The 12,612-nt window shown below is 38.6% G+C and carries 12 protein-coding genes; 4 read left to right on the top strand and 8 right to left on the bottom strand.

From position 1 onward, the window contains the following. Nucleotides 1-29: 29 nt before the first annotated feature. Nucleotides 30-1,085, bottom strand: a complete 1,056-nt coding sequence (locus tag F991_RS06345) for a hypothetical protein (protein WP_004669932.1) — start codon at nt 1,083-1,085, stop codon at nt 30-32. After that, nucleotides 1,066-2,244: a hypothetical protein gene (locus F991_RS06340; protein WP_004669931.1), complete on the bottom strand. Its 1,179-nt coding sequence runs from the start codon at nt 2,242-2,244 to the stop codon at nt 1,066-1,068. Before F991_RS06340 ends, F991_RS06345 begins: the two co-directional genes overlap by 20 nt. A gap of 447 nt (nt 2,245-2,691) precedes the next feature. Between F991_RS06340 and F991_RS06335 the strand changes: the two genes are divergently transcribed. Continuing rightward, nucleotides 2,692-3,303 carry an HAD family hydrolase gene (locus F991_RS06335; protein WP_004669930.1) on the top strand — a complete coding sequence of 204 codons (612 nt, stop codon included), beginning with the start codon at nt 2,692-2,694 and terminating at the stop codon, nt 3,301-3,303. On the opposite strand, the gene F991_RS06330 is transcribed toward F991_RS06335, so the two are convergent. Continuing rightward, nucleotides 3,277-3,498 (bottom strand): helix-turn-helix domain-containing protein, encoded by a 222-nt coding sequence (locus F991_RS06330; RefSeq protein WP_004669929.1) that lies wholly within the window; start codon nt 3,496-3,498, stop codon nt 3,277-3,279. The genes F991_RS06335 and F991_RS06330 overlap by 27 nt on opposite strands. Before the next feature lie 134 nt (nt 3,499-3,632). Here F991_RS06330 and F991_RS06325 point away from each other — a divergent pair, with 134 nt between their 5' ends. The 3 genes from F991_RS06325 (at nt 3,633) to F991_RS17820 (ending at nt 4,572) form a co-directional block, all read left to right on the top strand. Beyond that, nucleotides 3,633-4,076 (top strand): hypothetical protein, encoded by a 444-nt coding sequence (locus F991_RS06325; protein WP_228127769.1) that lies wholly within the window; start codon nt 3,633-3,635, stop codon nt 4,074-4,076. 116 nt (nt 4,077-4,192) lie between these two features. After that, complete coding sequence (locus F991_RS06320; protein WP_004669927.1) at nt 4,193-4,387, top strand: DNA-binding protein; 195 nt, start codon at nt 4,193-4,195, stop codon at nt 4,385-4,387. 41 nt (nt 4,388-4,428) lie between these two features. After that, nucleotides 4,429-4,572, top strand: coding sequence for an ATP-binding protein (locus tag F991_RS17820; RefSeq protein ID WP_322740044.1), 144 nt, complete (start codon nt 4,429-4,431; stop codon nt 4,570-4,572). Nucleotides 4,573-4,623: 51 nt separating this feature from the next. Here the strand turns inward: F991_RS17820 and F991_RS06315 are convergent, their stop codons facing one another. The 5 genes from F991_RS06315 to F991_RS06295 form a co-directional block, all read right to left on the bottom strand. Continuing rightward, nucleotides 4,624-7,740: an HsdR family type I site-specific deoxyribonuclease gene (locus F991_RS06315; RefSeq protein ID WP_004669926.1), complete on the bottom strand. Its 3,117-nt coding sequence runs from the start codon at nt 7,738-7,740 to the stop codon at nt 4,624-4,626. Further along, on the bottom strand, nt 7,733-8,863 hold the full coding sequence (locus F991_RS06310) for an ATP-binding protein (RefSeq protein WP_004669925.1): 1,131 nt from the start codon (nt 8,861-8,863) through the stop codon (nt 7,733-7,735). Before F991_RS06310 ends, F991_RS06315 begins: the two co-directional genes overlap by 8 nt. Beyond that, nucleotides 8,863-10,035 carry a restriction endonuclease subunit S gene (locus tag F991_RS06305; protein ID WP_004669924.1) on the bottom strand — a complete coding sequence of 391 codons (1,173 nt, stop codon included), beginning with the start codon at nt 10,033-10,035 and terminating at the stop codon, nt 8,863-8,865. Before F991_RS06305 ends, F991_RS06310 begins: the two co-directional genes overlap by 1 nt. Next, on the bottom strand, nt 10,032-11,591 hold the full coding sequence (locus tag F991_RS06300) for a type I restriction-modification system subunit M (RefSeq protein ID WP_004669923.1): 1,560 nt from the start codon (nt 11,589-11,591) through the stop codon (nt 10,032-10,034). The genes F991_RS06305 and F991_RS06300 overlap by 4 nt, the downstream gene beginning before the upstream one ends. Before the next feature lie 85 nt (nt 11,592-11,676). Beyond that, a partial coding sequence (locus tag F991_RS06295; RefSeq protein ID WP_004669922.1) for a helix-hairpin-helix domain-containing protein occupies nt 11,677-12,612 on the bottom strand: 936 nt, incomplete at its 5' end.

The raw sequence follows: 12,612 nt of genomic DNA, 5'->3' as shown, positions 1-12,612 counted from the left end.
TGCCATTTGTAAGGTAAAAGGGGTCAATTTTAGAATGCCGTTGACAGATGTGTTCGCCAACGATTATTAAGTATTTGATTGTCTGTAAGAAGCAATGTATTCCGATAATATTTACGATCCATTTTGATTAATAGGTCGAGTTCCACCCCTAAATCTAATATATCAATAGGCGTCAGAAAAGCTCTATAGAGTTCTTTTTCAACGGGGCTATCGATAGCTCTACATATAGGGATCTGTAATAAGATGAGTGTCCCTTTGTAATTGTCAGGTACTGTAGCGCCAGACTCCGTGACTAGTTTGTCTAGGGCAATTTTTAACTCTTTTATTAGATCAATACCTCGATCTAATAAAAGGTCGACTAGTTCCCCAAAATTGCTTGGATCATTTGCTATTACACCATGGACAACAGGTGGCAGCTCTAATTGTATATATCTAAATCTAGAATTATTTTGATCCTTTGGATTATCTGTATGTAAAAAACAAGAAAAACCTTCATCCTGACGCACAGAACCACGAGTAATTGTAAAATTTGAATTTTTTTCTTTTAACTCTTTAAAATTAAAGGGAAGAATAAGTTCAAATTTGCTCCGAAAAAAAAGACTTTCAACAGGTTGATCTATTGGATGTAGTTCGTTTTTTGAACTTTTCTCAAACCACCATTGGATTCTTCTTAGAAATTTTTGAGGCGTCCAAGTCCTTAATACCGAGATGGATGGTTCAAAATATAAGCACAAGCTTGCTGGTTGGCCTTTTCCTCGCTGATTCTGGTGTATTAAGGTAGGAAAATCTTTACGCATTGCTAAAACATGGACTAACTCTTCTGGATCTTTGGATACAAGAAGAGCAAGACGTTCACGATATTGCAAACCGACGGTATTCCTAGGAGGAATACCGTCGCATTCTACGTCAACAATAATAGCTTCTGCTGTTAATTCCCCATCAATTGGAAAGCGCATTAATTTGATGCAGCTATAATCATTATTACGATCAATAGCTTCTAATAATTCTTTAGTCCTAGATAGCATCAAATCTGTACGATCAGGAATATCTACTCCCCGGTTTAGATCAAAATATTCTTGTGTCATCGTTGCCTGCTCTAGGAGGTACTGAAGTAATAAGAGATGGAGCTCCTATATTTGTAGTGCGTATAAACGAAATACCACCTGAAGTAACTTCAAAAGTTAAAGGTTCTGGTTTCTGCTCATTAGGTTCTTGCATTGTTACAAGAAATTTACGTCCTTTAATTTTTTTAAGGTACTTGTTATAAGTGTTATACGCTTGAATATGAGGAGGTTGTACCTGTCTATAACTATCTTTATCATCTCTTATAGGGTGACTCGAACTCACTAAATAAGCATCAGCTTTTCCCATTTCTAATAATTCTTGGACTAATGGAGTTGGGTCAGTTTCATCAACTCCTTTATCTTGGGCATTAAGCGCTTTATAGCTGCAATGATGAGGAATATTAAATAAATCCCATGCTAAACGGTCATCATTCTGATGATACTTGGTAATACTTACAATATCGTCTAGATCACATGAGTCTGCATCACCTACTGCTAAATAGTCATAAATATTATCATCTGCATTAAAGCGAATATTGAAGATCAAAGACGCTTGATTTCGAACTATATCTCCACCAGCACAGTGTTTTATAAATGGAGAATGGCAGAAAAATTCGACTCCATCTTTGAATAAAGAAAAAGTTGGAACTAATGTACCTGCATCAACGAAAAGATGATCGCGTGCATTCGAACTCTCTCCACGCTCTTTTAATTTTGGTGATAGCCAGTCAGTTAATTCAGATGGTTTAGAAAAAACGCGTATACCTTCACCTTCAAGTAAACGATGTCTTGCTTCCTGACGTAATATGACAAATTCATCTGATCGGTGATCATTATCAGTTTTCTCTAATAACATGGCTGCAGGTACCCAAAGCTCAGAGATTTTAATGCGCCCGTTACCTTGATATTTAGTAGCAAATTCAAGTTCAAAAAACTCAGTAGATCCACAAATATGATCATCGTCAGCGTGGGTGAAGGCGACGACATCAAAATAATCTCTATCAGCATCGTCTAACTCTTTTTTTAATCTAGTTTTAAGGTCAATTACAGGTTCCGAAGTATTTTCCCCTTTTTTTTGATGGCGGTAATCCATCAGAATTCTTCGACCATTATTCAGAATAATTTGGCTAGTATCCCCATTCCCAACCGGGTAAAAAATAACCTTGTGTTCTATTTGCATTTTTAAGTGAATCCTTTAGATAAAATTATTTTACTGATATATAAGGTTGAATTTTCTATATACAAGGATGGCTGAAAAAATTACAGAATTAGGCCGACCTTATTCCCAAGTTGAATCCTAAATTTGAGTTAATTAGGAGAATTCTATCTTTCAGCTCTTTATACAACAAAGCCGTTTGGAAATATAAACCTTTCAAAATGCATTCGAAATCTAGTCAATTTTGATTTTAATTTCGCCAGTAATCACAGGTACGACTCTCAATATTTTAAGATCTTCTCCCATTTGCTAACTTAACTCATTTTATCGTTCTTCTTTTAAATCAATATTTTTTGGCATATTTAAACTATCCAGTTTATCTTTTTAGAAATATGAAATGAATAGAATTGCATTTTCTTAGTCCTTGGTTAGACTAAACCTACTATAAGTTTAGTATCAATAGTAAGAATGATGAATCACCTTCCTAAAGTCATTGTTTTTGATGCTTTTGGCACGCTAGTTAAAATTAAAACGGGCCGTTCACCTTATCGTAAACTCATGAGATGGCTAAAAGAGAATGGAAGAGCACCACAACCTGATGATGCCAAATTTATTATGTCTAATAATGTGAATATAAAACAATTGACAGAATTATTTGGCTATATCATACCATTGCCACTTTGGAGTGAAATCGAGGATGATCTTCGAGATGATTTACAGACAATTGAGTTATATGAAGATACGATTTCAACACTACAAAACTTAAAAAATCGTGGTTATAAGCTTGCGCTATGCTCTAACTTAGCTAGATATTATGGTGAACAGCTCAAGAAGCTAATTCCTGATCTATTTGATTTAATTGTTCTTAGTTACGAAGTTGGTCATATCAAACCAGAACAGCAAATTTATGCAATGATAGAAACTCATTTCAAATGTGATATGAAAGAAATGCTATTTATCGGAGATCATCCTGTTCTAGATGTTGAGAAACCAATTTCACTTGGTATGAATGCAAGAATAATTAATCGTCATCAAGAACAAAATCTACTAGATGTATTAGGTGATTTGATCACAAGGCAGTAATTCTTTAGGGCTAATCTTTAAAACAGAAGCAATTTCATAAATTTTTTCAACTGTGAGATTCACCTCACCACGTTCAATTCTACCCATATAGCTTCTATCTATACCGCACTGAAGAGCTAAAGATTCCTGTGTCATTTTTAGCTGTAAGCGTCGATTGCGGATTAATTGTCCAATCTTAATAGATAATTCTGACATTTGAATCTAATCGTTCAAAAAACAGAAATATCACCAATTGAGGACTATATATCCACGGACTATAATCCTCTTCACTATTAGTAATTTGAAAGAATCTTATGTTCGACTTCTATCTCCCTCTTGCTGATCACTTCATGCAAGTTATGCTCAAAAATGAAATTCAAAATTGGGAAGCTAAAAAATTTTGGCTTCAATTTGATCAATCAAAAATCAAGAATCATGCCCGACATCGGCAGTATATGTACTCTAGTTTAAAGATTTTAGCTAAACATGGTTTTTTGGAGTTTAAATATTCAGAAAATAATTCTAGATTATATTTATATAGTGAAACTGAAAAGCTTAAAAAATTGCGCTATAAACACCTAGATAAAGATTATGAAAATATTTTCAATATAGAAAAAGAAAATTTAATCATACAGTTAGACGGTCTATCTAGAAAAAATAAATACATATCAGAACTAAACTCGAAGTATCCAGAGTTTAGATCAAAAATTATAGAAATAGAAAATAAAATCCATTTAAAGAAAAAAGAATACGAAATAAAACTACAGTTTCTAGAGGATTTTAAAAATATATAACAAAATCATTATTTAAATAATTATTAAAATAAAACAAACACTTATCAAAAAAAATACTTGAAATACATTAAAAAAAACCATATTTTTTCATCTAATTTATTCAAAATTTATCAAAAATGGTCAAATCAATACAGCAAGTTCGGGATGATTTTATAAATTCCGGAACAACGATATCGGCATGGGCAAGAGATAACAATTTCTCTCCAGATCTGGTTTATCGAATTTTTAAAAATAATAAAGTTCCACAGCGTGGTGAAAGCCATAAAATTGCTGTGAAATTAGGTATTAAGGAGCAAAAAACCATGAATTAATTTGAAATTACATATTTTCGCTGCAGAAAGTATAAACACTCATGTTGGATCCTACATTAGCCGATGCAATTCTAGACAGAATAATTCATAACGCTTTTAAATTTGAAATTACTGGTGATTGGATGAGAAAGAACAGCTCTTCTGATGTGGAAGCCACTCTTAAAGAGTGGCTGATTTTAAAGTGAAATAACTCTTAGCAAACCGCATCCTCCATTGATCTATTCCCTCAAGAGATTCTATATCTGCCCACCCACACCTTTGAATTTTTCAACAAAAGCGGCGATTTTCTGAAAAACCGTTTGCTTCTGGGTTCGGTACTGCGGATTCAAGGGGCTGAGTTTGGGCAGCGCTTCATTAAGAGCAGTGCCATTTTCAGAGGCGTACTCACGCTTGAGTGATGACGCAATATAGCGTTTGGCAGCATCGATATTGAGCTTTTCAGAGGCAATAATGGCATCGGCTTCGCGCTTCTGCTCCACCTGGGCGAATTTGAAGAAAGCGTCGATAATGCTGGCTTTGTCATTGATCTCATCTAGGTTTGTCTGGTTAATAAAATCAACCACTAAGCTCTCTTTCGCTCTATTACCAAGGCTACCGCGGATCATACGACGAACTTCTTCAATCAAGCCTTCTTTGCTCTTGTTCTTTTTATTGTGATCAAAAATCAGTTCAAGAATGTAATCGAGGTTTATTTCTTGAGATTTAAGCAAATCAATTTCAAAGACCACATCGTCCCAGTCTACCGTTGACTTATCTTTGTCCTGACCTTCTTTATCGCGTCGCAACCAGTCACGGATATCATTGTAAGTAGAGCGATAATCTTGGATAGCACGTTCGCGCGGCATATCGATAGTTTGCATTGCCTCGATGTCAGCATCGTCCAGATAGTACTTTGACTTGAACTCTTCAACAGCTTGTCCATCACTGGTATCTAAGCTTTGCAGTGCTTTTAATCCAGCAAACTCATCGTAGTTTTGTAAAATATTTTCTGCCTTTAGGTATTCACCAAACAGTTTGGCAAACTCTTTTTTATCTTGTTCTTTTTCAATATTTTCTGGGTTTGGAAAGCGTTCTTGCAGCTCTTTTACGATATCAACAAAACCTCGACGTGCCTGGCCGGTAGCAATATCGTTAAAACCTTCCATGTATTCTTTGTAGCTCTTCTCCAACACCACGTTTTTGGTGTTTTTGTCACCAAACAAGGTGATGGCATCAATGGTTGCCTGCTCTAAGTCCCGGAAGGTAACAATATTGCCAAAGGTCTTCGTTGCATCATAAATGCGGTTAGTTCGAGAAAACGCCTGCATCAAACCGTGATAACGCAAATTTTTATCAACAAACAAGGTATTAAGCGTAGGCGCATCAAAGCCCGTTAAAAACATACCGACCACGATAAGCAGATCAACTTCTTGATTCTTCACTCGCTGGGCAAGGTCTCGGTAGTAGTTCTGAAAGCCATTACTGTCCACGCCATAGTTAGATTTAAACATGGCGTTGTAATCGCTAATCGCGGCGCTCAAAAACTCTTTCGCGCTGCTGTTCATCGCGCTAACTTCAAAGCTCTCATCTAAAATATCACCAATAGCGTCCTGCTCTTCATTGGCAGCAAATGAGAAAATAGTCGCAATGCGTAGAGGTTTACTCGTGGGTCCATTCTCAGCCTCGGCCTGCAATATTTTAAATGTTTCATAGTACGCTTTCGCCGCATCAACACTACTGACCGCAAACATGGCGTTAAACCCTTTGGCGCCAGAATAGGCTCGATGTGTTTTCTGGTTAAAATGGCTCAGAATATACTGCGAGATTTCACGAATGCGCATTGGATGTAAGAACGCTTTCTTGTTCTCTGCGGCACTAAGCTTCTTTTCATCCTGCTCAGTCTCAATGCTCTTAAATTGCGGACGAACATCGTTATAGTCCACTTTGAACTTGAGTACTTTTTCATCACGAATGGCATCAGTGATCACATAAGTGTGCAACTGCTGGCCAAACACGCTGCCAGTGGTTTCAGCACCCAAGGCGTTTTCAGGGAAAATTGGCGTACCGGTAAAGCCAAACTGGTAGTACTTTTTGAATTTCTTCTTCAGGTTTTTCTGCGCTTCACCGAACTGGCTTCGATGACACTCATCAAAAATAAATACCACTTGTTTGTTGTAGATAGCTAAATCGCTTTCGCTTTTAATTAAGTTGTTGAGCTTTTGGATTGTGGTGACGACAATCTTGTTATCGTCTTTATCCAGATTACTCTTAAGCCCTGCAGTACTGTCTGAACCGTTCACACTATCAGGTGAGAAGCGTTGATACTCTTTCATCGTCTGATAGTCGAGGTCTTTTCGGTCCACCACAAAAAAGACTTTATCGATACAGTCTAAATCGGTGGCCAAACGTGCCGCTTTAAAGCTAGTGAGTGTTTTTCCTGAACCGGTGGTGTGCCAAATATAACCGCCGCTCTCGGTGTTGCTCCAATTCTTAGCGTTAAATGCGCTCTTTATCTTCCATAAAATGCGCTCTGTAGCGGCAATCTGGTAGGGGCGCATTACCAGCAAAGTATTGCTGACGTCAAACACCGAGTAACGCAAGATCACTTCAAGTAGCGTCTCTTTCTGAAAAAAAGTGGCGGTAAAGTCTTTTAAATCTTTGATCAGCGTATTGTCTGACTTCGCCCAGTTCATCGTGAAATCGAAGCTGTTTTTGTCTCGCTTCGTGGTATTGGCAAAATAGCGCGTGTCGGTGCCATTAGAGATCACAAACAGCTGCAAGAACTTGTACAACGAGTTCTCTGCATTAAAACTTTCTTTGCTGTAGCGATGTATTTGGTTAAACGCCTCACGGATAGCCATACCACGCTTTTTTAGTTCAATTTGCACCAAAGGCAAACCATTGACCAAAATCGTCACATCATAACGGTTAGCATGACTTCCCGTTTGTTCAAACTGCTTAATGACCTGTACTTTGTTACGAGCAATGGTCTTCTTGTCGAATAGGTAGATATTTTCTATATGGCCATCATCGAAGACAAAATCGAAGATATAGTCACTGTGCACCTTGCGGGTTTTGTCGAGAATATTGTCGCTGGGTGTGCTCAGGTATTGCTCGCAAAAGCGAGCCCACTCACCATCAGTAAACTCGACCTTATTGAGGGCTTGAAGCTGCTTGCGCACATTAGCCATCATGGCATCGGGTGTCGTCAGAGCAGGTAAATATTCATAGCCCTGGTTACTTAGGTCCTGAATCAGCTCACGTTCTAAATCACCTTCGCTCTGGTAACTTTCACTTATCTGCGTTTGCTTTGTGTATTTGTCTAAGACAATAAAATTATTTGATTCTGCAATCGGCTTTGTTGTGCTAGTCATTCTGTGCTCCTTGCAGTTTAAAACCATAATTATTTAATAGATGTTCAAGTAGAAATTTAACAATCTGCTTCTCAGGTTCGGTAGGTTCTGCAACTTCTTCGTTTGATAATGAACGATGACTATAAAAGTGCATCACTCGTTTGGCGTATAGCTCACGGCTTTCGGGTAATAGCGCTGTCCAGTCTGCGTACCCCAAAAATGCTGCGACTTTCTCATAAAGGTTGCGCAGTAAATTGAAGTGAAAACGCTGTATTTCATTGTTCGTGATAGCTTGTTCAATCAATTGCTTGATATACAAGTGATAAGAAAAACTGGTATTCGCGCCACCTTTTTTTTCTTTTAAATCAAAGGTTCCGTCTTCAAAACGTTGCAACAAGTAACAGATTTTCGCATTAAGCTCATTGTGCAACACATTGTAAAATAGCGGATTATGTGACGATATGATAAATTTAAGCCTCTCAGATTTGCTTAACTTGATTAGTTCCGCCAAATTAACTGCAAGTTCAATTAAATGGTTTTCATCTAATGAGCTGACGGGGTCATCAATGAACACATATTCTAGCTGATTGAAGCTCTCAACATCCTCTTCATCAGGATTATTCATGACTCTAACAACTTGCTCTAGAAGCCCATGAAAAATACTCCAGACAAAATTACTTTCTTCGCCCTTAGATATTTTTACATGCTGTGCTCTTTCCGCATTTCCTCGCTCAAATGAAAACGTTACTTGAGTAAAGTCTTCATTAAAATGAGGCGTCAGCTTCTCGTTGCTATAACGCTGAAACAACCTGGTGATATTAGGTTCTTGACCTTGCACTTTTAATATCCAATCGGTAAACGTATTGGGTTGGATTTTTAACTTCGGCTCTGCATCAGCATCTAAATCGTTATCCCAGTAAAACAAGTCTTCCGTGAACGCGTTGTAATACAAAATCTTGTGGCGCGACAGTGGCGCTTGCTCCGCATCAATAAGCTTATCCTGCCCATCGTCTTTTGGTGCAATGAGTTGTTTAAATTCACGCGACAATCGTGTTTTACCTGTGCCATTAAAGGCATAGATTAACTGCACCTTTTTATCGGACGCTTGCAACAACTCTGCTATTTCCGTTAGCGTTTTACTCATTAAGCTGCCTCATGTGAATGAGATTTCGGGAAGCTCAACAACAGATCACGATAATACTCGTATTGCTTTTGGCGGAGTTCTATTTCGCGGGGCAGACCTTCTTTAATTGAACAGGTCAAAGAATCAAATTTATCTAAGATAGCCACAATGCGTTCTTTTTCTTTAGGGGCTGGATTTGGAATATTTATACTTTCCAAGTTCTTCTTATTCAACTTTGGTTGGGCTGCTCCAGAAATGTAAGGAGTCAGGTCGATACTATTCAGATAGTATTCAACGTACTTTCTCTCCGCGTAAGTTTCAAATTTAAGCACGTGAGCATGATTGTTTACCCATGTTTTACCACTAATACTAAATGCTATAGGCGTATTACGGGCTAATAGATTTGCGCCATCCTCAGAGACTAATAAGTAATCACCGTCAAATATGTAATCCTTGACATAATCGACGATACCAGATGCACCGTAGTATGGAATTTCGCCAGCTTCTCTCAGACCACTGGTTATAGGCTTACGCTTTGAGTCCAGATTTTCTGCAAGGTCACCTAACGTCTTCCACTCAACGTCACCCTCTTCAAAACTCAACAACTGGTCGCGGTAGTAGTTGTATTGTTTTTTACGCATGTTAAGTTCGGCGGTCAGCTCTGCGGTCAGCTCTGCGGTCATGGCGGTAAATGCGTCCAGAATGCGCACTATTTCAGCTTGTATTGCCAGCGATTTTTTTGGGTTATCTGAGCATGGGATTGGAACTACAATTTTTTCAACCTGATGGCTCATTAGCTTGGGATTACCCATACCTGAATAAACGTGCTTTTGAGCTTCAGTTGTCAACCAATAATACAAATACTTATAGTTTAAAAGGTTTTCATCTATGATCTTCATGAGACCACAAACATTTGTAATTGAAAATTTACCTTTACGATAAAATATCGTGCCCGCATTAGCTCCATCGGTGGTCCAACTAATATATTCACCATCAAAATCGTAAGTATCGATTGAGCCAATCATTCCATCATTTGCTGTTTGAGAGCTATAAACAGGGAATATTCCTGTATTTTCAGACAGGAACCCTTTTGACATAACTCTCCCCCGGCGTAATGTTACTAAATCACTTAAAGCTTGCCATTCAGTACCCACGCCTTCTAATAGTTTCTCTAAATAGTTCAACTGTCTCATGCCTCAAGCTCCTCACCTTCAATCTCTGCAACAATGGCGTCAATGTCACTGCGAAGCGCATCAATTTTAGCAACGGTGGTTTTAAGTTCGGCATTAAGCTCTGTAATGTCAACTAGCTCGCGATTGTCTTTAGCTTCTACATAACTGCTTACCGAAAGGTTGTAGCTATTGCTTGCGATAACATCCAAATCAACCGATTTAGCAAAATGCTCAACGTTTTCCTTGCTAGCAAACACTTCCATGATGTCTTCAATGTGCTGCTCAGTCAGTACGTTGTTGTTGGTTTCTTTTTTAAACAAACCGCTTGCATCAATAAACTGGGTGGTAGTGTCGGTTTTGTGTTTAGACAGCACCAAAATATTCACCGCAATGGTGGTGCCAAAGAACAGGTTAGGTGCCAGTGAAATCACCGTTTCAACGTAGTTGTTATCTACTAGGTACTGGCGAATTTTTTGCTCAGCACCTCCACGGTAAAAAATACCGGGGAAGCAAACAATGGCTGCACGACCTTTACTTGATAGGTAACTGAGCGCATGCAGCACAAAGGCAAAGTCGGCTTTTGATTTGGGTGCGAGCACACCTGCGGGCGCAAAACGGTCATCGTTAATTAGGGTTGGGTCGTCGCTACCAATCCATTTCACCGAATAAGGCGGGTTAGACACAATGGCATCAAAGGGTTTGTCATCCAAAAAGTGCGGTTCGGTTAAGGTATCACCCAACTGAATATTAAACTTGTCGTAGTTAATGTTATGCAAAAACATGTTCATACGCGCCAAGTTGTAGGTGGTATGATTTAGCTCTTGACCAAAAAAGCCATCTTCAATAATATGCTCATCGAAGTGTTTCTTGGCTTGTAACAGCAACGAGCCTGAACCCGCCGCAGGGTCATAAATTTTATTCACACTGGTTTGGCCGTGCATAGCCAGCTGCGCGATCAATTTTGAAACGTGCTGCGGCGTGAAAAATTCGCCACCGGATTTACCCGCATTGGCGGCATAGTTTGAAATCAGGAACTCGTAAGCATCACCAAATAAATCAATTTGGTTGTCTTCAAAATTACCAAAAGAAAGCTCCGACACTCGTTTTAATACCTTTGCTAAACGATCGTTTTTTGCAGTAACCGTATTACCCAGACGATTACTGGTCGTATCAAAATCCGCAAACAAGCCTTTGATGTCTTTTTCTGAATCGTAGCCATTGGCTGAGTTTTCGATTGCAGCAAAAATAGCGGCCAAATCCGTATTTAAATTTTCGTTTTTGTGTGCATTAGCCGCCACATTGCTAAACAACTGGCTAGGGTAAAGAAAATAGCCCTTGGTTTTAATGGCATCTTCTTTAGCAAACTTGATGTTTTCATCATCGTCAGACATGGCCGCATAATTAACGCTCTCATCACCGCCAGTGATGTAGTTGACAAAGTTTTCACTGATAAAACGGTAGAACAGCGTACCCAGTACATATTGTTTAAAATCCCAGCCATCCACTGAGCCTCGAACATCGTTGGCAATCGCCCATATTTGGCGTTGAAGTTCGGCACGTTGTTGTAAACTTGTCATTTGTTAATTCCTGCTTTTAATTCGTTTATTGGTTGTCCACCAGCGTATGCCTATTCGCGACTGGCTTTTAGCAATGAGCCGCTTTCTAAAGTTCCCCAATTAATTTAAGGTATTCCTGTTCAGTCAATACTTTAACGCCTTTATCACGAGCTGCAATAATCTTAGTTTCACCGACCTTGTCGCCAGTTACTAGATAGGTAGTTTTACCAGTAACCGATTTAGCCACGTTAGCCCCAAGTGCTTTCGCATGCTTTTCCATATCGCTACGGGAACCTTGTTGCATCGAACCAGTAAATACAATGAGTGATCCAGCTATAGGAGAATCTGAACGCTCCCTATCAGACTCCTTGGACGTAATACTTAAATTGAAACCTAGGTTATATACTTTAAAAAACTCTTCTTTCACATTTGCTAGACCTTCAACAATAGCTTCTGCACTTAATTGTGCAAACCCATCTATTTTAACCAAGTCCTCGACCGATATTTCAAAAACTTCAGCAATGGCATGATGCTGAAGTAATCTTTCACAGTTTCCGCCAGCTAATCGGGTAACTCCAAATGCAGCAAGAAACCTCCAATCCTCTATTTCAATCTGTCTACTTGCTTGGAGTTGATCGATAAGATTCTGTGACGTTTTATCTCCAAATCCAAACTCGACAAATTGATGCTTAGGAATCTGATAAATTTCATGGATGTGCTTAATACCTTGATTAGTTATTTTTTCAATCACCTTTGGCCCAAAGCCATCTACATTACCCAATGTTTTAAAAAAATGAATCAGTGTATTCTCAGTTTGGGCAGGACAGTCTGACTTATTCGGGCATATTAAATGATCACCTTCCCAAATAAGGTGAGCACCACAACTAGGACAATTTTCAGGTAATTCTGGCTCTGCTCGTTTGATAACTTCTTCAATTTTTGGAATAACTAAGCCACTTCTGACTAGCTTAATGATTGCGCCAGGACCAACTCCATTTGTCTTCACCATATTGTAGTGATGAACGGTTGCCCTGCTTAAAGT

It is taken from the genome of Acinetobacter sp. CIP-A165 (assembly GCF_000367985.1).
Lineage (GTDB): Bacteria > Pseudomonadota > Gammaproteobacteria > Pseudomonadales > Moraxellaceae > Acinetobacter.
The sequence above is the reverse complement of the archived record's forward strand: the minus strand, read 5'-3'. Positions and strand labels throughout refer to the sequence as shown.